Annotated in this window: 14 protein-coding genes; 6 read left to right on the plus strand and 8 right to left on the minus strand. The window is 43.0% G+C overall.

Annotated features, from left to right (window positions below):
- Both ACK2WI_RS18025 and ACK2WI_RS18030 read right to left on the minus strand, forming a co-directional pair.
- The gene (locus tag ACK2WI_RS18025; RefSeq protein WP_409151858.1) at positions 1–525 is read right to left on the minus strand and encodes an exonuclease domain-containing protein; all 525 of its coding nucleotides are present in this window, start codon (positions 523–525) and stop codon (positions 1–3) included.
- Between the two features lie 26 nt (positions 526–551).
- Positions 552–1,832 (minus strand): replication-associated recombination protein A, encoded by a 1,281-nt coding sequence (locus ACK2WI_RS18030; RefSeq protein ID WP_409151859.1) that lies wholly within the window; start codon positions 1,830–1,832, stop codon positions 552–554.
- A 218-nt stretch (positions 1,833–2,050) separates the two neighbouring features.
- Between ACK2WI_RS18030 and ACK2WI_RS18035 the strand changes: the two genes are divergently transcribed.
- Entirely contained in the window at positions 2,051–3,142 is a 1,092-nt protein-coding gene (locus ACK2WI_RS18035; RefSeq protein WP_409151860.1) for a tetratricopeptide repeat protein, read from the plus strand.
- Positions 3,143–3,326: 184 nt separating this feature from the next.
- Positions 3,327–5,471: a carboxy terminal-processing peptidase gene (locus ACK2WI_RS18040; protein WP_409151861.1), complete on the plus strand. Its 2,145-nt coding sequence runs from the start codon at positions 3,327–3,329 to the stop codon at positions 5,469–5,471.
- Between the two features lie 570 nt (positions 5,472–6,041).
- Here the strand turns inward: ACK2WI_RS18040 and ACK2WI_RS18045 are convergent.
- Both ACK2WI_RS18045 and pgi read right to left on the minus strand, forming a co-directional pair.
- Positions 6,042–7,643, minus strand: a complete 1,602-nt coding sequence (locus tag ACK2WI_RS18045; protein ID WP_409151862.1) for a M20/M25/M40 family metallo-hydrolase — start codon at positions 7,641–7,643, stop codon at positions 6,042–6,044.
- Between the two features lie 256 nt (positions 7,644–7,899).
- Positions 7,900–9,549, minus strand: a complete 1,650-nt coding sequence (gene pgi / locus ACK2WI_RS18050; protein WP_409151863.1) for a glucose-6-phosphate isomerase — start codon at positions 9,547–9,549, stop codon at positions 7,900–7,902.
- Between the two features lie 72 nt (positions 9,550–9,621).
- Here pgi and prfB point away from each other — a divergent pair.
- A protein-coding gene (prfB, locus tag ACK2WI_RS18055; protein ID WP_409151864.1) for a peptide chain release factor 2 occupies positions 9,622–10,705 on the plus strand; the annotation gives its coding sequence in 2 pieces (ribosomal slippage) (positions 9,622–9,681 and positions 9,683–10,705; 1,083 coding nt in all).
- A gap of 94 nt (positions 10,706–10,799) precedes the next feature.
- Here prfB and dcd read toward each other — a convergent pair.
- Positions 10,800–11,336: a dCTP deaminase gene (dcd, locus tag ACK2WI_RS18060; protein WP_409151865.1), complete on the minus strand. Its 537-nt coding sequence runs from the start codon at positions 11,334–11,336 to the stop codon at positions 10,800–10,802.
- 107 nt (positions 11,337–11,443) lie between these two features.
- On the opposite strand from dcd, the gene ACK2WI_RS18065 reads away from it, so the two are divergent.
- The gene (locus ACK2WI_RS18065; protein WP_409151866.1) at positions 11,444–12,082 is read left to right on the plus strand and encodes a 4'-phosphopantetheinyl transferase family protein; all 639 of its coding nucleotides are present in this window, start codon (positions 11,444–11,446) and stop codon (positions 12,080–12,082) included.
- Positions 12,083–12,156: 74 nt separating this feature from the next.
- Here the strand turns inward: ACK2WI_RS18065 and ACK2WI_RS18070 are convergent, their stop codons facing one another.
- A complete protein-coding gene (locus tag ACK2WI_RS18070) occupies positions 12,157–13,203 on the minus strand; it encodes an AI-2E family transporter (RefSeq protein ID WP_409151867.1) in 1,047 nt (348 codons plus the stop codon).
- Between the two features lie 390 nt (positions 13,204–13,593).
- Between ACK2WI_RS18070 and ACK2WI_RS18075 the strand changes: the two genes are divergently transcribed.
- Entirely contained in the window at positions 13,594–16,545 is a 2,952-nt protein-coding gene (locus ACK2WI_RS18075) for a SusC/RagA family TonB-linked outer membrane protein (protein WP_409151868.1), read from the plus strand.
- Between the two features lie 17 nt (positions 16,546–16,562).
- Positions 16,563–18,158: a RagB/SusD family nutrient uptake outer membrane protein gene (locus ACK2WI_RS18080; RefSeq protein ID WP_093099543.1), complete on the plus strand. Its 1,596-nt coding sequence runs from the start codon at positions 16,563–16,565 to the stop codon at positions 18,156–18,158.
- Positions 18,159–19,861: 1,703 nt separating this feature from the next.
- Here the strand turns inward: ACK2WI_RS18080 and ACK2WI_RS18085 are convergent.
- The gene (locus tag ACK2WI_RS18085; RefSeq protein WP_409151869.1) at positions 19,862–20,404 is read right to left on the minus strand and encodes a hypothetical protein; all 543 of its coding nucleotides are present in this window, start codon (positions 20,402–20,404) and stop codon (positions 19,862–19,864) included.
- A gap of 201 nt (positions 20,405–20,605) precedes the next feature.
- Complete coding sequence (locus ACK2WI_RS18090; protein ID WP_409151870.1) at positions 20,606–21,685, minus strand: ATP-binding protein; 1,080 nt, start codon at positions 21,683–21,685, stop codon at positions 20,606–20,608.
- Between the last annotated feature and the right edge of the window lie 178 nt (positions 21,686–21,863).

Below are 21,863 nucleotides of genomic sequence, written 5' to 3' on the forward strand. Positions count from 1 at the left end.
TTATCCTAATTTTTTCATTTCAATTGCATCATCTACTTTTAGGTACAATTCGGCAGTGGCCCTAGCATCGGACAGTGCATCATGGTGCTTAAGTTCCACGCCCATCAATTCACAACATATACTCAACTTGGTCCGTTCAAAACCCAATGATCGATAGATCTTGCTTGTACACTCCCAAACAGGTTCCAGACCAAGTTCTTCGAATGGAAGGTTATAAAAGTTCATGGTCTCCTTCAGCACTGAACGATCTAATAATTCATCATGTGCTACCATATGTTTGGAAACCAACAAATCTTTAATGCTTGGAAATAGGTCAATAAAGGTCGGAGCCTGAGCTGTATGCTTTGGTTTGATACCGTGAACCCTGGACGTTTGCCACATATACCTGTTCTGTGGAGGCTGGACCAAACTGTAAAATTCATTTACGATCTTGCCGTCAACAACGTCCACTATTCCAACTGCACAAACACTATTGTATTTTGCCGTTGCGAGCTCAAAGTCTATAGTTGTAAATGTTTTAGACATTTATATAAAAGTAAAAAAAAATAAACTCAATAACCATATTTACCTTTCCATTTATCGCGAAGGGCAATCCTGAGTTTCTCTTCAGCGGGATTTTTCCCCGGTTCGTACATTTTCTGATCATGCAGGCCCTCCGGCATATATTCCTGATCAACAAAATTTCCGCTATAGGCATGGGCATACATGTACTCAGTTCCGTAATTCAGCTCTTTCATCAATTTGGTGGGTGCATTCCTCAAGTGAAGTGGAACCGACAGGTCCCCAGATTTGCGCACGATAGCCTGAGCTTTATTGATGGCTTCGTAGGAAGCATTGCTTTTTGCAGAACAGGCCAAATAGATAACTGTTTGCGATAAAATTATCCTAGATTCCGGCCATCCGATAACGTTTACGGCCTGGAAACAGTTATTTGCAAGCAGCAGGGCATTCGGGTTCGCATTCCCCACGTCTTCCGACGCCAAGATCAAAAGCCTCCTAGCAATAAACTTAGGGTCTTCCCCGCCTTCAATCATTCTGGCCAGCCAATAGACCGCAGCATTTGGGTCACTCCCACGGATCGACTTTATGAATGCCGAAATGATATCGTAATGCTGCTCTCCCGACTTATCATATCGCACCCTATTCTGTTGAACATGTTTTGCAACAAATTCATTTGTTATTTCCTGTTTACCATGGGCTGCCGCTTGGGAAACCAATTCCAAGATGTTCAATAGTTTTCTAGCATCCCCACCTGACAGTTGCAGCAAGGCATCATATTCCTTGATGGAAATATTCTCTTCCTTTAAGAATTCATCTTGGTTCAGGGCCAAATCAACGATCTGGACCAGGTCTTCCTTGGTCAACTCCTGTAATACATACACCTGGCACCGCGATAAAAGAGCGGATATAACCTCAAATGACGGGTTTTCAGTGGTAGCGCCGATCAAGGTTACCGTTCCCCTTTCCACTGCCCCAAGCAGCGAGTCTTGCTGTGACTTGGAAAATCGGTGGATCTCATCGATGAAAAGGATGGGCTGTTCCTGGTTGAACTGGCGCATCTGTTCGGCTTTGTCAATCACTTCGCGCACATCCTTTACTCCGGACTGGATAGCACTGAGGCTATAGAAGGGCCTATCCAAGGATTTAGCGACCAATAATGCCAATGTTGTTTTACCGACCCCCGGAGGTCCCCAGAAGATCATGGAAGGAATGGACTTTTGCTCTATGGCGTTCCATAGCACGGCCCCCTCGCCTATAATATGTTTTTGACCGACATATTCAGCAAGGTTTCTGGGACGCATCCGTTCAGCCAATGGTACTCTGGTAGCCATAATCCACAAAGCTATTGATTTTTCATAGCAAAGCCAATGTAAATGTGCATTGGTAATACGAATGTGGCATTCCGTCTATCTTTTACCCGCTAAACTCCGGTCATTCCAGCTAAACGAAAAATTTTAACATTATTTAATAATCATTCTACCTTTCTCAACCGCTGCATTTATCTTATATTTCAAATTATTTAATACTTTTGATGAAAATGAATTTGCGAATGATTGATAAAGTGCGTGTTACCTTAGCTTTTGGCTTAATTCTAGTAGCAGTAAGCTTAAAAGCCCAGACCAATAATAAACCATTGGACCCTTCGGGTTTTGTTACAAAATATGACAGTACATTTGCGGGAATTGGCCCGAAAGTATATGTCCTTCCTGCTCCTCGGACAAAAGAAGAGGAATTGGTGGACTCCTATAAAGAGAAAAAAGGCTTTTTTGACTCCATTGCCCGTCAATTGGAATACCAATCCATTATTGAAGATTATAGGCCAACTTCAAATGCGGCCTATTTAAAACAAAGCATCAAGCCCTACCCTTCAACTGAACAAGAATGGAATAGCCTGATCACGAAACTTGAAAATAACAGGAATTTACCTCTGGCAGCAGGAATGGCCAATGAATATGCTTTTGACTTACTGAAACAAGGTGACATCAATAAGGCAATAGCTCTATTGATCAGAGGGCTGAATGCTGCTAGAACATCAGGATCCGGCGAAAAATTCGTCCTGGAACACAATCTTGCAAACGCATACCTTTTCAATGGCAACTTATCAGACGCTGCTTCTATGCAGGAAACATTCTTGCAATCTGCAGTTCAGAAAAAGGAAATGGTAGATCAGGCAAATACCTTGGTGCGCATTGCCTTGGTGCAAGCATATGAAAAGAGATATTTTGCGGCCGAAAACACCATTATCCGTCGCGCATTTCCATTGTACAATAAGAGCAAGAACCAGTTTGGCAAAGTATATGCTTTGATTAATCTGGCAAAGATCTACCAGTTGCAAAACAAACACACTGAAGCGCAGTGGTTTTTGATCCAAGCAAAAGATCTAGCGACATTAAGAAAAATCGACAATGAATTGCCAGAGATCGAATATATGTTGGCTTTTTCCAAATACATACAGCAGAATTATAAAGTTGCTCAATTGGAATTTGAAAAGGCGAAATCATTGGCAGACGTAGAAAACAACAAGGTCCTACAGTTGGCAATTGCAGACAAACTTGGGGATATCTACCTGATGATGGGCAACTTTGAGGATGCCGAACAGGAACTTTCAAGTTACTGGAGGTTAAGAAACGAATTATTTTAATTCGCAGTTGTCAAGAGGTTGTCCGGAAAGTAGTTAATAACCCTTAAAAGTGCCCGGCAAGAACAATTGAAATGAATATTTTACGTTGTCATCCTAGCATTGAGTTAATTTTTAACTAAATTTAGCGCTAATAAAAATACCCGCTTACTATTTTGAAAAGTGCTATTTCCTGAAAGAACAATTAATGAACAAATTCAAGAACTATACATATATGTTTAAACATCTCCTTTTCTGTCTTGCCTTAATATCGGTTGTAGCCTGTGGGGCAAAACCAAGGGTCAACCTGGATCAAGATGGCCTAGAACTAAAGCCTTCTACGCAGCATGAGATCATTGCAAAAGAAGTAGCCAATTTATTGGAGAATTTCAGCTATAAAAAAGTCCCTATGGGCGATTCCCTTTCGAATATTGTCTTCAACAACCTATTAGAAGGAATCGATCAAGGGAAGAATTACATGTTGAAATCTGATATTGACGAATTTCAACAATTCAAGAACACCCTCAGTCAAGACTTCAGGGAGGGCGACCTTTCCAGTGCATTCTATATCTTCAATAAATACACCAACAGATATCTGCAGTGCATGAACTTTGCCTTGGAGCAAATCGAAGCGAAACATGATTTCACTAAAGATGAGGCTTATACCGGCTTCCGCGAGAAACAAGATTGGTTTACCTCGGAGGCTGAACTGAAGGACCAATGGAGAAAGCGTGTTAAATATGACCTCCTGAACCTGAGACTGACCGCTGGTGACTCCGCAAAGGTAGACGAAGAAAAGAACAAGGAAACTCTTCGCAACAGGTACAATAACTTGATCTCTCAAGCTAAGAAGACCAATGCGAACGATGCTTTCCAGATGATCATGACGTCATTGACAGACGCGGTCGACCCCCATACCACGTATTACAATCCTTCATTCGCACAAGCATTCAATGAGAGCATGTCGAATACGTTAGAAGGCATTGGGGCACAACTGCAAATGGAGAATGAAATGGTAACCATCAAGCAGATCATTGCCGGTGGTCCCGCTTTCAAAGATAAATCGCTGCATATCAATGACCGCATCGTAGCGGTTGCGCAAGGGAACGACGGTGATTTTGAAGATATCATCGGTTGGAGGCTAGATGCTGCTGTAGCAAAGATCAAGGGTAAGAAAGGAACTGTGGTTCGCTTGAAAATCCTTCCTGCTGGAGCTGAATTATCCGCTGCACCGAAAATCGTAAAGCTTACCCGTGAGAAAATCATCCTTGCCGAGGAGTCCGCAAAACGTGAAATAAGAACCATTAAAGGGGAGGACGGTAAAAACTACAGAATCGGAGTGATCAACCTTCCTAAATTCTATATCGACTTTGAAGCGGTTCGCCGTGGAGATAAAGACTATAAGAGTACCACCAGAGATGTTAGGTTGTTATTGGACAGCTTGAAAAAGGACGGTGTGGATGCCGTATTAATGGATTTAAGAAATAATGGTGGTGGGTCATTGCAAGAGGCTATCGAATTGACCGGATTATTTATCGACCAAGGTCCAGTCGTTCAGGTGAGAGATACAAGAAACCGTGTCCAAGTAGATAGTGACCAAGAAACAGGATTAGCATGGGACGGTCCATTTGGTGTGATCATCAACAGGTTCTCTGCATCTGCTTCTGAAATTTTCGCTGGAGCGATCCAAGACTACGAAAGGGGGATTATCCTGGGATCTACAAGCTACGGAAAAGGTACAGTCCAAAATGCAGTGGATATGTCCCGTTTCATCAGCGCGACCAACAAGCTCTTAATCAAAGCATCGGGCGAAGCTGATCCGGATACCCCGAACGGTGCTCCGGAATTTGGGCAGATCAACATTACCATGGGTAAATTCTACCGCGTTACAGGTAGCAGTACCCAACATAAAGGTGTGGAACCAGACGTGGCATTCCCTACGCAATATTCAGCAGAGAAATTCGGGGAAAGTTCGGAGCCTTCTGCATTGCCATGGGACCAGATCAAACCAACCAAATTCTCGAAAATCGGTTCTCTGACTGATATAAGTAAGCAATTGGAAGACATCCATAAGGAACGGATGCAAAAATCACCTGCTTATTCATTCTTATTGGAGGACATTGCAGAATTCAGCAAAAATGAAACCATGCCTGCAATTTCCTTAAATGAGGAAAAACTTAAGGGTGAGCGCGAAAAAAGCAGATTGAAACAACGCGAGCGTATAAACAAACAGCTATCTTTCTTAGGTGAACCTCTTTGGAAAGAAGGTCAACCGCAGCCAAAATTGGATTACGACTTTGTGCTTGATGAAAGTGCAAATGTGCTGACTGATTATATTAGGCTTAAGAAATAGATAGACAAGAGACATAAGACTATCGTCTAGGAATAAGAAAAGGAGCAGGCGGGACATTCAATGTCCCGCCTGCTCCTTTTTATATCAAGGGCAGAAATTATTAGGTGATGCCACTGGAAAACGCTGACCTCCATATAGAAAAATGAAATGATTTAAGGAGTAAACCTCGGCATTAAAAACCTTCAAAATTCAAAATCATTTATTGGCGTAAGGTTCCATAACTGAAGATTATGGATGACGGCGTTTTTTTTTGGGGGGATGGAGAACCGTACTGATTCTTCACTGTCCGTTCAGAATTGGAAGGACACAAATGTGAAACCCTGTTAATGGGGACTCGAGCAATTCAATAAAAAAGGTTACTGAAAAACGGGATAGCCTGCGCTAAACCTATTTTTCAGTAACCTAATCCATTAGGACATATATACTTGAGTGCGGCGGGAGAATGCGATTCGCCCCTTCCATTATTGTATTCCCTTCTAACTGAATAATAATAATCTTGCTCTACCCTCCAGTCCTGTCCCAAAAAAGGTGAATTAACGCCAAACGGTTCTCATGCCTCATGTCTATCTCCTAATACCCCACCCCTGTTCTCCTTGGTTGGCGAATAGCTGGCCAAGTTCCAGGTTTTCCACTTGCGTCCGCTGGCAAAACCCTTTTTTCCCTGTTCACCAGAGCAGGTTCTTCAGAAGCTTTATAGGTCAATACGGCTGTTAGGATCACATTGGAAATCAGGTCGTCAAAGACGATCTTATCGTATGTATCTAGGTTGGTATGCCAGGTGTTGCTGAAATACCCCCATGACAGAGAGCTAAGCATAAAGCCTGGTACACCCGCAGCTACGAATGAAGCATGGTCTGAACCACCGCCACCAGGGGATCCTGGAAATTGTGTATTGATATCTTTTGTAATATGACTGGGAACTGCATCTAACCAGCGTCCCATAAAGTCATAGGCATGTACAAAGCCTGAACCATTGATATTGGCAACACGGCCTGTACCGTTATCTAGGTTGAAAACTGCCTGAGTTTTCTCGATTACCTCAGGGTTGTCCAGGACAAATGAACGAGATCCATTTAACCCTTGCTCCTCACTTCCCCATAATCCTACCAAGATCGTACGTTTAGGGTTCGGAAGGACTTTTTTCAAAACACGAGCGACTTCCATCATCGCAATTGTTCCGGTACCGTTATCTGTTGCGCCAGAGCCACCCTCCCACGAGTCTAAGTGGGCAGATAGAATAACATATTCATCAGGGAACTGAGACCCCTTGATCTCTGCGATGGTATTGAAAGATGGAACATTTCCTAAATGTTTAGATGAAGTCTCTACTTTAATCTTTGGAGCATAGCCTTTTTCAGCCAGACGGTATAACATACCGTAGTCTTCCAAGGAGATATCCAAAGAAGGCGCTTTATGGGTTCTAGCACCGAAAATCTTGTTTGCACCAAATTCTGCCGACCAATAGCTGCTCAATACACCTACTGCTCCTGCATCCTCGAGAACTGAAGGGATCGAGTTCGGAGCTAATCCTGTTGCCTTGATGCGTTCATTCCAAACGGCACCGATAGAATCTCTTTGCCTTTTCATTTTTGCATAAGATTCAGGCGTTGCGTATTCTTTCCAGTTGGCATCCGGCCTTCCTGTCGGTTGTGGCATAGAAACCATTACGTATTTCCCCTTTACCTTAGGCAACCAAGCTCTAAAGGCCAGCGAATCTTTGATATCTGGAAAGGCAATGACCTCCGCTTCAATGGCTTTACCATTGGTCGTCGGGCTCCATGCTAATTGGGTTCCTGCTAATGTTTTCTGCCTAGGGGAAGTCATATCGATATGCGAGATTCCGCGCTCCCATCCATGCCATTCACCAAATTGCTGGTTTTTTGCTGAGATCCCCCAGCGTTGAAAGGTTTTCAATGCCCATTCATTGGCATTGGTCATTTGAGGAGTACCAACTAATCTTGGTCCTACGACATCAAGCAATTCAAAAGCTAATGTTTCTAATTCTGAATTATTTGTTGCCTCTTTTACAATCTTTTCAACAATTGGATCAACGGGTTTTGGGGTATTGGGTCCCATGCGCTGTGCTTGCGTTGGAGTATATGCAATCCCTGTTGAAAGTAATAAAAAGGCTAATTTCCTGAAACGACAAATGGTTTGTTGTTTGAATTTCATAGTAAATGTTTAGTTATTAATTAGGTAAACCCTAAGGTCGGCAAAATTTATCAAAAGCAAAAAAGATAAGCCCAATAACTCTGGTTAAGGGAGTTTTTCTTTGCTTATCCCGGGGTTATGTAGATTTTTCCATTTTATCAGGATTTTCAAAAGCTGAAGAGCACAAAAAAATAGCCTGAGGGTTAACCAGGCTATCGAAATTTTATGTTTTAATTTCAAAAATCTAATGGAAGTTCTAAGGATTTCCCCCCTTAGATTATGATCTCCAGTTCTTGTATTGATTGATCAGTCCATTTGTCGAAGAGTCATGCGATTCAACGGCACCATTTCCTTCTAACTCAGGAAGGATCTGGTTTGCCAATTGCTTTCCAAGTTCAACACCCCATTGATCAAAACTAAAGATATTCCAGATGATCCCTTGAACAAAGATCTTATGTTCATAAAGTGCGATCAAGGCTCCTAAGGTCTTAGGCGTGATCTCTTTGATCAAGAATGAATTGGTGGGACGATTTCCTTCAAAGACTTTGAAAGGTGTCAATTCTTTGATTTCAGCTTCGGACTTACCTGCTTTTTCCAGTTCAGCGACTACCTCCTCCTCTGATTTCCCATTCATCAAGGCTTCAGTCTGTGCAAAAAAGTTGGAAAGCAACATTTGGTGATGCTTAGCCAATGGATTATGGGAAATAGCCGGTGCAATGAAATCACATGGAATCAATTTGGTTCCTTGATGGATCAATTGATAAAAAGCATGCTGACCGTTCGTTCCTGGCTCTCCCCAGATAATAGGTCCAGTTTCATAATCAACTCTCTTTCCATTTCTATCAATATACTTACCATTACTTTCCATATCTCCCTGTTGGAAATAAGCTGCAAAACGATGCAAGTATTGATCGTATGGAAGGATGGCACTGCTTTCTGCTTCGAAGAAATTATTATACCATATTCCTAATAAGGCCATGATAACCGGGATATTCTCTTCAAATTCTGCATTTCTGAAATGTTCATCTGCTTCGTGAGCTCCTGTCAATAGTTCTTCGAACTTATCAAAACCTATCGCTAAACAGATGGACAAGCCAATAGCAGACCATAAGGAATATCTACCGCCTACCCAATCCCAGAATTCGAACATGTTCTTGGTATCAATACCAAATGCCGACACTCCGGATCCATTGGTACTCAAAGCGGCAAAATGCTTAGCAACATCGGCTACCTGAGCGCCTGATTTCAAGAACCATTCTTTGGCAGAATTAGCATTTGCCATGGTCTCTTGGGTTGTAAATGTTTTCGAGGCAATCAGGAACAATGTAGTTTCAGGATCTAGACCTTTCAGGGTTTCCGCAATCTGGGTTGCATCTACATTGGATACAAAATGCATGTTCAACCTTGTCTTATATGCTTTAAGTCCCTCTGTGACCATTACTGGCCCTAGATCAGAACCACCGATGCCGATATTCACAACATCCGTGATCTCTTTTCCGGTAAAGCCTTTCCACTCTCCAGAAATAACACGTCCGGAGAAGTCTTTCATCCTTTCCAGGACTCCTTGGATCTCTGGCATCACATCCTTTCCGTCGGTAAGGACAGGCTTGCCGGATCTATTTCTCAATGCCGTATGCAATACCGCACGTTTTTCTGTTTCATTGATCTTCTCACCGTTGAACATGGCTTCGATTGCATCTTTCAATTTGCACTCGCGCGCCAATTGGATCAACAATGCCATGGTTTCCTCATTTATGCGGTTTTTAGAATAATCCAACAGGATGTCGCCCAAATAGATGGAAAACTTATCGAAACGTTCAGGATCTTTAGCAAAAAGATCCTTAATGCTGGATTCGTTTATGGTTATGAAATGATCGGCTAAATATTTGAAGGCTTGGGTCGTTGTAAAATCAATTTTTGGTAACATATATCTTTACTTTTGTTCAAATATAAGGAATACAGCCTATTCTATCCTCAATTTTATTTTATCTTTGTTCTTATGACCAAAGAACAAATTCAAGACTTGAGGGACAGAATCACTTCCCTGAGGAGGCATCTTTGACATTGATGCCAAAAAGGAAGAGATAGAGCGTGAAACCCAAATCACGATGCAATCCGACTTTTGGGATGACCCAAAAGCCGCAGAAAAGGTCCTGCATTCCATTAAAAACCATAAAATCTGGACCGATCAGTTTGATCATGTCAATGCTGCAGTGGAAGATACAGGTGTTCTGTATGAATTCTTTCAAAGCGGTGATGCTAGCGAAAAGGAATTGGAAGACCAATACCAGATTGCACTGACAGAAATCGAAGAGCTGGAATTCAAGAACATGCTCAGTGCCGAAGAGGATCAGTTGGATGCGATTCTGCAAATAACGGCTGGTGCCGGTGGTACCGAATCATGCGATTGGGCAGCGATGCTGATGCGGATGTATATCATGTGGGGCGAGAAACATGGCTGTAAGGTAACGGAGCAGGATTATCAAGAAGGTGATGTAGCCGGGATAAAGACAGTGACCTTACAGTTTTCTGGTAATTTTTCTTATGGCTATCTGAAAGGTGAAAATGGCGTACATCGCTTGGTTAGGATCTCTCCTTTCGACTCCAATGCCAAGAGACATACTTCGTTTGCATCGGTATATGTCTATCCGTTGGTGGATGACAATATAGAGATCGAAGTAAAGGACTCAGAAATCGATTGGGACACCTTCCGTTCGGGAGGAGCAGGAGGCCAGAACGTAAATAAGGTAGAAACTGCCGTGAGGTTGCACCATAAACCTACCGGGATCATTATCAAGAACCAGGAGTCAAGATCGCAATTGCAGAACAAGGAAAATGCTATGCGCTTATTAAAGTCCCAATTGTATGAAATCGAAATGAGAAAGCGCCAAGAAGCAACCGCTGCTATCGAAGGTTCGAAGAAAAAAATTGAATGGGGTTCACAGATCCGCAACTATGTCCTCCATCCCTATAAATTGATCAAGGATTTAAGGACAAATACCGAAACCTCGAATACACAGGCTGTACTGGACGGGGATCTGGACGAATTCCTGAAATCGTACCTGATGGAATTCGGAGGTTAAAGAAGCCTTGGAACAAGACTTATAAAAAGGGTTGGAATATGCATTCCAACCCTTTTTAATTTATATTTTTTAGGAAATACTTATCAATCGATCCTTAGAAAGCATTTTTCCACATCATGCTTTCCACAGGGCGAATGGTTTTGTTGTTGTATTTCGCATTTCCCTTACTGTTGTACATCGTTTCGATATCACCTTCCACCACAAAGTAGATCAATTGCCCGATTGGCATTCCTGCATATACGCGAACTGGCTGTGCAACGGAAATCTCCAGGGTCCATGTATTGCAAAAACCAACATCCCCTTTACCAGCAGTTGCATGGATATCAATCCCTAAACGGCCAGTACTAGATTTTCCTTCCAAGAATGGAACATGCCCGTGGCTTTCTGTATACTCTAAGGTTACTCCCAAGTACAGTGTACCTGGTTGAAGAACATAACCTTCAGCTGGAATCTCAAAGTGTTCGATTTCATTATGTTTCTTCGCATCCAGGACATCATCCCTGTACCTTGCTAAATATTTGCCTAAATGGACATCGTATGAATTTGTCCCCAAACATTTCCTGTCGAAAGGTTCAATCACGATCATTCCCTTATCGATTTCTTCTAAAATTCTCTTATCTGATAATATCATATTCTGAAGCTAAACTACTGCTGATTAGCAGGATTCAAAAATACATTAAAAATAAATAAAATACATATCTAAAGCTAAATACTAGTTGGTAAACACTAAATTTGATTATGTCTCTAGCATATCTAAAAGAATTGGATGCGCACAGCCGCATAGCCCTGTGGAAAATTGAAGAAACGGAAGAGGAATTGGTTTCCATGTTGCAACTGGACGAATCTGAACTGACAAAGCTCAGGAGCCTAGCAAAAGGGAAAAGGACCTTACATTGGTTGGCAACAAGAGCACTTTTGCGCTATTTGCTGCAAACTCCGGATTATATCAGCTGCCCATCTGATTCAAATGGGAAACCCTATTTGCCGGACTTCCCATATGAAATTTCATTGACCCACTCCTATGATTATGCCGGCGTGATGCTGAGCTCTGCTGGCGTCTGTGGAATAGACCTTGAAATTGTAAAAGAAAAGGTGGTCAGGATAAAAAACAAGTTCCTAAAACCGGAAGAACTAACGTTTATTGAAGGAGACCAAATGGTAGACCAATTATATGCCTGTTGGTGTGCCAAGGAAGCCCTCTACAAACTCCAGGGCAATAGGGGGGTTTCCTTCTATCATAACATGACGATTGAGCCTTTCCGCTACACCCAGCAAGGCGTCATGAAAGTCATACTCACCAAGGATGATTCAGTCCGGAGCTTTGAGGTGTTCTATGAAAGGTTCAATGAATATATGTTAGGTTATGTCGTTGGATAATAGGAAATTGGACAGCTCTCACTATTGATGGGCCCCGACCTGATCCCTCAATGCTCACCATTTCATTCCACAGATCACTGTCCATCCTGCAGCATGTCCTGTTTCAAGGAGAGCCTTTTATTGGATTTGTAGATCCTGACCGCAATTAAGAAATAGGCCAATAGCAGTGGGCCATAGACCAGCCCGATCAATCCAAACAAAGGCAGACCGATGATTACCCCCACAACGGTGATGATGGGGTGTATGTCCCCCAGTTTCTTGGCGATGACCAGGCGCAGGACATTATCGATATTGATCACTAAACCAAATCCCCAGGCAAGCAGCCCAATCCCCTGCCAGTTATGTCCGTCGGCCAACAATATGACCGCAGCAGGAACAAAAATCAACGGTGGTCCCAGTAATGGAATAAAGGAAAGGATAGCACAGATCACTCCCCAAAACAGCGGGTCCTTGGCACCGAAAATCCAAAAACCGATCGCCAAACATGCTCCCTGGATAATGGCAATGATCGTTTGTCCAATAATATTTGAATAGGTGATGTTTTTTAGCTCCTCCCCAAAAGTAACTGCATTCTCATCATCAAAAGGGAGGTAATGAACTATCCCGCCTTCGAATCCTTTATAATTCACAAACAAGAAATATAACAGGAAATACATCACCGCGATTTCCAGAAACACATTTGCAGCTCCGGTAAGCGCTGTGGTCAAAAGCCCCCCTAAATAGGTAGAACTGGCCTCAAGTTGCTTCTCGATGAGATCAGGTTGCCCTAATTTATCACCCACAAAATGATTGATGGCATCCATGATCTTCTTGACCCATTGCGGATCCTGTTGGAGCTCGATAGCTTTATCAAAAAGCATCTTCCCTATCCCCAAGAAGGGAAGGACGATGATAAAGATGGAAAGGATGATGATAAAAATGGAAGATACAGGCTTGGGCCAATGCCATTTCTCGATCAAGAAGATATTTAGGTTCCGAAATAGGGTATACATGACCATGGTCCCCAAAAAGGCACCGAATATCCCCGAGGTGGCATAAAGGATGATCCCTCCCAATACAATGACTATGATTAGGATGATTACATTACGTTCCTTCTGTGAAAAAACATCGTTGTTGCTCATAACTGATTTTAGAATAATAAAACAACGAACTATTGATTTGGTTCTGAACCATGTTTAAATTCACTGAAAACCTACCATGCTCCGGTCTCAGATAGCGGCTGGTCTTGTCAACGGACATTCGCCTATGCTAACCCAATTGATTCAGTAAGAGGAATTTCAAGCATCACCAATTAGTTAACAAAAAGTAAGATAACAAAATTATTACATCAGAAACGCAAACTTAAAGAAAGGCTTTTTAATATAATTTAATACCTTAGTAATCATTTGTTAACCATTTTTTAATTTAAAAAAAGAACCTTTGTACCAAAACCTATTTCTTGTTTATGAAAAAATCTCAAAGAACGATACAATCTGCTAGAATCTAACAATCAATAAATACCATTATTACTCATGAAATTTACTTCGAAAACCATAGCGAGGTCCGCTTTTTTATTGCTCCTATGTTTAGTTTGCACAACGCGAGCATTCAGTCAGCAACGAACGATCAACGGAAAGGTCAGAACAGCCGACAACGTTCCATTATCAAATGTATCTGTCCTCCTGAAAGGGACCAACATTGGTTCACAGACCAATGACGACGGCCAGTTCCAAATAAGTGTTCCAAATGATGGTATCTTGATTTTCTCCATTATCGGTTACACGACCCAGGAGACCGACATAAAAGGAAAAGATTATCTCAACGTCATACTTGAACCGGACAACAAAGCCATCGATGAGGTGGTGGTAATGGGTTATTCCCAAGTGGAAAAACAGCACGTTGCGTCTTCGGTGGCAAGTCTGGATATGGAGTCGACCAAAACCAGGCCCATTTTCAAAATGGAAGAAGCATTCTCCGGAACCGTACCGGGGGTAACGATGCTCCAGGGGTCCAATATCCCAGGGGCTGTTCCAGGAACTATTTCCATTCGAGGTATCAGCACCCTGCAGAATGCAGATGCATTGGTCATTGTGGACGGAATGGAACAGTCTATCACTGACCTTGATCCTAACCAAATCAAGAGCATCACTGTCCTAAAGGATGCCGCTTCAACCTCCATGTACGGATCCAGAGGTGCAAATGGGGTGATCATAGTTGAAACGGAACGCGGCTATACCGGCAAATTCAAGGTTGACCTAAACGCTTGGGGTGCATTCAGCAACCCTATCGATCTACCGAACTGGGTAAATGCCGCGGAGTACATGAAGTTGAACAATGAGACCCGCGCACACCAAAACCAAACCTTGCTCTTTACCGATGAGGACATACGCAAGGCGGAATCAGGAGAAACAAGAAGTGTGAACTGGCTCGATGAGATCATGACGAGGAAACCTTTTGCAAACAACACCACAGCGAACATCTCTGGCGGTGGTGGTGTTGGAACATTCAACCTGATGCTAGGCCATATCGGGGAAAAAGGATTGAACGACATCGAAGGGACCGAAAAGTTCTCAGCGCGTTTCAACACAAACATCAACATAGCGGACAAATTCGTCCTGTTGGCGGATTTCTATGCCCATCGATTACAGGTCGATCGCCTGATGGCAAATGACAACGGCCACGGCCTTTACCAGATAGCCTGGAGAATGAACCCTACACAGCAGATCTTTTATGGGGACACCGACATCCCAGAGCATTACATCCTTCATAACAACATGAACCCTTTGGCTTCCATTGCAAAAGGCGGAATCAAAAACTACCTGCACGACAGAAGTACAATCAACCTGAGGCCACGATATAACATCAATAAAAACCTGAACATTGAAGGTAATGTTTCCTACATGATCAATAAATCAGCAAATAAGGCAGAACGCAGGACCTTTAAGTTCTACGATGGGGACGGCGCACCAGTTACGATATGGAACAATTCGGTTACTGCGGAACAAGGGGTGAGCTCGAGCCAATTGACCGCGAGAGCTTTAGCGAACTACACCAAAGACCTACGCGATAATAAAGATAAGCTCTATTTGACCTTGGGAACGGAAATGATGAGCTATACTTACACCGACTATAGAGAAGAGAACAAAGCTTCATTCTTCGGAAAACTGAACTACTCTTTCGATAACCGCTATCTGATCGAATTGACAGGCCGTTCTGATGGGAGCAGCAAGTTTGCCCCGGGCAACAAATGGGGCTTCTTCCCTTCGGCGGCGATTGCCTGGAATATGCACAACGAGTCTTTTTTTAGCTCCTTGCGCGAAAGTGGCGCCATCAACAATCTGAAAATCCGTGCATCTTATGGATTGATCGGTAATGAGAACGTTGCTCCATACCTATGGCAAGAGATCGTAAATAACTGGGGATGGACCATCCGCGTTCCCAATCCTGATTTCTCATGGGAGAAACAAAAACAATGGAACATCGGTATGGACTTGACTGCCTTGAACAATAGATTGTCGTTGACCGCTGAGGTTTATGATAAATTCTCTTACGACTTAATTTACAACAACTTCCCTGTCCCTCCCCTTACTGGATCGAACACCTTGGAATCTGCAGTCAATATCGGCGAGGTCCAGAACAAGGGTTGGGAACTATCCGCAAAATGGTCTGACAAGATTGGAAATGTAAAGTATAATGTCGGCGCAATGTTGTTCGACAATATCAATAAAGTGTTGAAAGCGGGTTACAATAAGGGAGATACGTTAATCTTCAAGGGCGATAGTGATAAAATCTGGTACAATGGTGCTGCTATCGACAACTATTATGGTTTTGAGAGCAATGGTTACTTCCAGAATGCAACTGAGGTGGAAAATACAGAAGCTAAATTACCAAACACCTTGCCCGGTGACATCAGGTACAAGGACCAAAACGGAGATGGTATCATCAATGACCAGGACCGTATTTATTTAGGAGATCCTTTCCCTCACATGAATTACTCCATAAACCTTGGCCTGAACTATAAAAACTGGGACTTCTCGGTAATGGGACAAGGAGTCGGTAAAAGAAATGGAAGATTAGTAGGTATGGAAGGATATCCTGTCTATGTGGATGGGGACAGCAATTCCTTGGGGACGCCCCGTAAGGAATATGCAGATAATCGCTGGACTGAATCCAATCCAAATGCCCGTTTCCCAAGGATATGGAGCGGAAATAGTTCAAATGCTTATTTAAGTGATGTCTGGCTTGGGAATGCTTCTTATTTCAGGATCAAGATGATACAGTTGGGATATACTTTCCCAGGAATAGGAAAGAGCATCAAGAACATCAGATTGTATGTTAATGCCCAGGACGCTTTCACCTTTACCAAATGGGAAGGCCTGGAACCTGAAAGAGGTTTGGACAAATCGAAGACTGAAAACCAAGGTAATGGTGTGTACCCAAGAATGGCAACATACAGCTTTGGAGTTAGAGCAACCATTTTTTAACGAATGACTTTACTGAAATGAAAAAGACAATATTTGCATTAGCACTGATCAGCTCCTTGGGAACAACGAGCTGTGAGAAATTCCTAGATAAAAGAGATCCTACAGCGACTAATTTCCAAGAGTTTTTCAATACTGAAGAAGATTTGAGAAGAGTGGTCTATAGCTCTTATAGAGATGTTTTCACTCATCCGACAGACAGAAGGCTTGTCTTCTATATGCTGGACGGAAGATCGGACAACGGCTATGCCCGCATCGAAACTGACCACCACGGCATTATGGCAAATGGGAATTACAACAGCAACTCAAGGGCTGCAGAGTACTATTGGACCCTGTTCAATAAACACGTTGGACGCCTAAATACCTTTATCGCGAACGTGGATATCCCTTATGTTGAAGATGAAAACGTAAGACAAAAGTACAAAGGCGTCCTTGAGGGACTACGCGTATGGCATTACTTTAGAATCGTGTCCCATTGGGGAGATGTTCCGTTTGTCCTTGAACCGGCAAACCTTGAAACAGCCAAACAGCCATCTACTCCTAAAAAAGAGATCTTGGATAAACTGTTCCCTATGGCAGAGGAAATTGCCTCCAGGTTACCGGAGTCAGAGGGAACCACCAATGCCTACATGTTCAACAAATACTCATTCAAGGCAATCATCATGAGGTATGCGCTCTATTTTGAGCGATATGACCTGGCGGCTAAAATTGCGAAAGAAATCATGGACTCGGGCAGATACGACCTGCATGGCAACTATGGGGACATGTTTAGTTACAAGGCTGACAAAACAAACAAGGAATTCATCATCAAATTTGACATGGAGAGCCACGACAACTCTGCAACTGCATCCTTTGAACATCTAGGCCCTCATTACAGGACCGGAAAAGGCCAATCCTATATGGTCCCAACCAAATCTTTGGTTGATAGCTATTGGACCTTGCAAGGGCGTCCAATTGACCAATGTCCGCTTCATACCAGAGAAGAATATGAGCTTGACCCAAAATTGAACAGGGATCCTCGATATGGACAAAGTATTTTTGGGCACGGTGATAAGTTTTCGGGGGAGGTGATCGACATCTATAATGTGAACAGCCCAATGTACTATCAGCAACTTAGGGGCAGTAAATCTGGCTATTGGTTCAGGAAGTTCGTGGACGAAGCTGATGCCTTCAGGTCCGGTGGGAACATGACCTTCCCGCTGATAAGGTATGCAGAAGTGCTGTTGACCTATGCTGAAGCGAAGATTATGTCCGGAGGACCTGATGAACTAGCGAAGGATAACATCAATAAAATCCGCAAAAGAGCAGGATTGGACATGACGATCGCGGATGTAAAACTCACGGGCAAAACCCAGCAACAGTGGATTGACCTAATCCGCAATGAAAGAAGGATTGAATTTGCAGGAGAAGGTATACGGTATGATGATATTATACGCTGGAAGATCGCGGACAAAGTATTGAACCAACCTGCAATGGGCCATACAAGGAAGATCAATAACACCCTTCAGTCATTGAAGATCGAAGACCGGAGGTTTACAGACAATCAGTACTTGTGGCCTTTCCATGAGAGCTCACTCAAGGTAGAACCGAACCTGACACAAAATCCAGGATATTAAAAGAAGCTTTAGCCCGTCTGGTTTGGACGGGCTAACTTTTATTCAACCGGATGGTCAAAATTCCAGCGGATAGGTCTCAAAGGCGGGAATACAGCTTATTTACTTCGGAAAGTAATCCAAATTCGAGCTTATAAACAACATTTTGGGTGAATGGTTGCATGAGATATTTGAAGATCCGCACTGTACATTAATTTAAATCGAAACTCTTATAATCCATTTTAAACAAGTTAGTTTCAGGAGAAACCTTTTCCTTTGATGGACCTGGTATTGAATGAATTCTTGAAGGCAAGTAAATCCTTGACCTGAAATTCTTTTTCAATCCAGGGAAAACCTATCATTTCTGACAGACAATCGACTGATTATTCAGTCGGGAGGTAATCTAGGGACATTATACCATCAAATACGCGTTCCGGGATGTCGAGAAAGGATATGCGTACAGGTAAGGCCAATTCACTTGAATTTCTGGACCAGTTGATAGCGGTTAGGAGGTCTCAGTTATTGGTTGCTTTGTGTTACAACGGCATTTATGGGCATGTCTATTTTGACCAGATCTTCTGTTTGAATCTTATTTAGCGCTACAATGAAGGCTAGGGCTTCCGATTTGCCCTGATATGCAAAACGATACGAGCAATCTAGGGATCGAATATAACCATGTCCTTGCTCCAACTGGGCATGGACGAATAATCCGAGAATCAAAGGCAATGTGCCTATATACCAGGTAAGACATTTCTCACTCTATCTGGGACAACCGCAGCAAAACAGATTTTTTTGCCTTGGGGTACTTTTTCAATAGGGAATCAACAAAACAAACCGCTTTGTCCCTAGAATGGTTGCGAAGCATCCAAAATGCATGAGTGAAAACAAAATCCTCTATATCCAATTTTTTTTTCCGAAATATCAATGGTGCTCTTTTCATAAAATAAACGACAATCTCAAAAACAGAAGGTTTAATTGCGTACCAAAGATATTACATAATCTACCTAACGCACTGAAAGCCTTCGGAATGGAATCCATTTTTATGCGCCAGGCAATGGTCAATCAATCATGCCCCATTGGTTTCACCGCTTTATTATGGATCCCTAAACGTTAGGATGGTGCTGCCCATTGACCGATGGCGAGAGGACCTTTGTCTTCTGTCCTGTCTCAACCGAACGCATTTTTGTGCGTCCGATATCCCCTAGAAATAAGGACAGCCCCTAAAAGACCATGGAAGGAATCTTTGGAGATTGAATTTCAATTTCCCTGCTGACCTTGCATTCAATTGCTGTAATTAATGCCATAACATATAAATTAAAAGTTGGTGGGGAAACTTCTGAAAGCAAAGCGACCGATTTTCCTTATTACCCGTAGAGACCATACGGAAACCCCGAGGTTATTCCAGGAGAGTTTCCAAGAGACCCAAAAAGGGCTCCAAGACCAGGCCCTCCGGAACCTTAGCCCCAACAATCCCATTCCCAATAGGATCGTAAAGCCAGGGTGTGGGGGAAATTCCGGACCTCTGCATTGAGGCCGCTTGGATGCTTGGAGGGCAATGGGAAAAAAGGGGCTTGCGCCGACCAGCAAATTCGGAAATAATGCCCTGGGGAGTAATAAAATGTTCGGCACCATGCTACATAATGCCGGAAACCCCTGCCATTCTAGCTATAAGATGGAATCAGCCATCCACATCAGGATAAAGGACGAAAAGATAAGAGCATCCTCAACTAAGTATCCTGAAGATCTGTAATTTTCTTTATCCGGACCTTATTGTACTGTTGTAGAAAGATCGGGATTGCATTATATGTGAAATTGGCAGCTAAAATTGAGGTCCCTGCGATACAAAATCCATGGAGAAAGGCAATGACAGTGGAAAGCAGGAAGAACACCATACATGTCCAATGGTAACGCTCATACATCGCGATCGTAGAAAGGTATCTTTTCGCATGGGCCTTTCCCCTACCTTGGGCAGGTCGATTTTCTTTCGTCATGGAATTCACGATATCCCCGTCCTGGACAAATTTCCTCATGAACCTTACACCGTACCTTTCATAAAATCCTGGATCCTCGCTCAAGACGGTCCTTTCTAGGACCCATGCCGGCACAAGGGCAAAAAGCATAGCTAAGCCAATTGCAATATACAGCCAGGATCCCTTTGCACCTAACAGGTACCAGAACCAAAATATGGGCGTAAAGCATACAAGCGTCCAGAAAAGATTAAATAACTGGTTCAGCATATGCCGCTGGTAACGGTGTCTTGTTTTGAGCATTGCTTGGTTTTTTGTTTAATTCACTATTTCAGGGCAACCGTTCTGTAAAAGAAAATCTGCGCCATTTTTCACTGGGCTGGAAAAGAGTTGCTTGATCATTTTCACCGAGCGAAGGACTCCTACCCACTGATCCCTCCCCGGATTTCACAGGGCCTCATCCTGTCCATTTCCGCTCGGGATCGGAATAATACCGCTGGCATTCTACCCATGTGAAAACGTTTTGGGGAACTCTAGGAAAAATTCTGTCCCTTCATTCACGCGGCTTTCAAAATCAACGCTGCCCCCCATCCACTCTACAACGGTCTTAACTACCCATAAGCCGATTCCATTCGCTTTTTCGCCATTAAGACCGGTCCTGCTCTGGTCATTGAACTTGTTGAATACCTGAGATTTCATGTCCTCGGGTATACCTATCCCCGTATCCCTGACGGATAGGCGGACTTTATCTCCAATATCAATGAGCGATACCGTTATCGTTCCGCCAGTGTGGGTAAACTTGAGAGAATTGGAAATAAGGTTGTTCAATACCTGGATCAGTTTATCCTCATCCATGTCCATGGTGATAGTGGGAAAATCTGAACTGAACACAAATGATACCCCTAGATGGCTCTCCATTCTGGCACATTGGTCCATGAAATCACGTACCATCGGCACCAGGTCCACCCTTTCCATATTAAGGGGAACCGACAAGGAGGTGATAAATTCCTTCTTTAGGAAACTCTTGATTAGCGACATGTTGCTCATACAGATGTCTCTTATTGCAGACAATGCGTTCTCCAGGCTGCCGGGGTCCCCGTTGTTCATGTTCCCCATGGCTAAATCAGTAAGGTTCCTTAGGGTGGCGAAGGACCCTGCTATATCATGGCTCAATATATTGAGAATGGCATTTTTCTTTGCATTGTGGCTGAGTATGTTCTTCTGGAACTCGACCTCTCCGGTAAAGTCTTCGGCGAACCCTACGCACTCTGGCCTACCTGAAGTATCGACCTGGTACATGGTAAGTCTCAGGTGCCTTAAATTTCCAGCTACAGAAAACCTGACTGCTCTCTTTTCAATGGGCTTCACCCTGATGTCCTTGATTTCCCTTAGGAGAGATTCCCTATCTTCTGGGTGTACATGGTCAAGGATCTCCCTTAGGTTCTCGGCAACCTTTTCAAATCCCATAAAAAATCTGAATGAATGGTTCATGTACCTTATCTCCCATTTGGAGGGATCGAACGAAAAAATCATCAGATATACATTTTCCGAAAACGCCAGAAGAGGGTTTATAGTACCTGCCATTGCAATATTATTAAGGTTATCGATGTCAAAATCATTCTATAAGGCGGTTCCTCAAAAAGCATGTGGACCTCAAGGTTATTTCACTTTGGGCAACTGCGAACCCCAATTGCCCCACCTACATATTTACGGTGCTTTTTTCGAAGGATCAGGCAAACAAATGGATTTCTCAGCAAGGACT

This window comes from Sphingobacterium sp. BS-2, from assembly GCF_046161205.1.
Taxonomy (GTDB): domain Bacteria; phylum Bacteroidota; class Bacteroidia; order Sphingobacteriales; family Sphingobacteriaceae; genus Sphingobacterium; species Sphingobacterium mizutaii.

Excerpts from the sequence above, each read along its gene's own strand:
- ACK2WI_RS18025 (WP_409151858.1), bottom strand. The coding sequence starts at position 525 with ATGTCTAAAACATTTACAACTATAGACTTTGAGCTCGCAACGGCAAAA.
- ACK2WI_RS18030 (WP_409151859.1), bottom strand. The coding sequence starts at position 1,832 with ATGGCTACCAGAGTACCATTGGCTGAACGGATGCGTCCCAGAAACCTT.
- ACK2WI_RS18035 (WP_409151860.1), top strand. The coding sequence starts at position 2,051 with ATGATTGATAAAGTGCGTGTTACCTTAGCTTTTGGCTTAATTCTAGTA.
- ACK2WI_RS18040 (WP_409151861.1), top strand. The coding sequence starts at position 3,327 with ATGAACAAATTCAAGAACTATACATATATGTTTAAACATCTCCTTTTC.
- ACK2WI_RS18045 (WP_409151862.1), bottom strand. The coding sequence starts at position 7,643 with ATGAAATTCAAACAACAAACCATTTGTCGTTTCAGGAAATTAGCCTTT.
- pgi (WP_409151863.1), bottom strand. The coding sequence starts at position 9,549 with ATGTTACCAAAAATTGATTTTACAACGACCCAAGCCTTCAAATATTTA.
- dcd (WP_409151865.1), bottom strand. The coding sequence starts at position 11,336 with ATGATATTATCAGATAAGAGAATTTTAGAAGAAATCGATAAGGGAATG.
- ACK2WI_RS18065 (WP_409151866.1), top strand. The coding sequence starts at position 11,444 with ATGTCTCTAGCATATCTAAAAGAATTGGATGCGCACAGCCGCATAGCC.
- ACK2WI_RS18070 (WP_409151867.1), bottom strand. The coding sequence starts at position 13,203 with ATGAGCAACAACGATGTTTTTTCACAGAAGGAACGTAATGTAATCATC.
- ACK2WI_RS18075 (WP_409151868.1), top strand. The coding sequence starts at position 13,594 with ATGAAATTTACTTCGAAAACCATAGCGAGGTCCGCTTTTTTATTGCTC.
- ACK2WI_RS18080 (WP_093099543.1), top strand. The coding sequence starts at position 16,563 with ATGAAAAAGACAATATTTGCATTAGCACTGATCAGCTCCTTGGGAACA.
- ACK2WI_RS18085 (WP_409151869.1), bottom strand. The coding sequence starts at position 20,404 with ATGCTCAAAACAAGACACCGTTACCAGCGGCATATGCTGAACCAGTTA.
- ACK2WI_RS18090 (WP_409151870.1), bottom strand. The coding sequence starts at position 21,685 with ATGGCAGGTACTATAAACCCTCTTCTGGCGTTTTCGGAAAATGTATAT.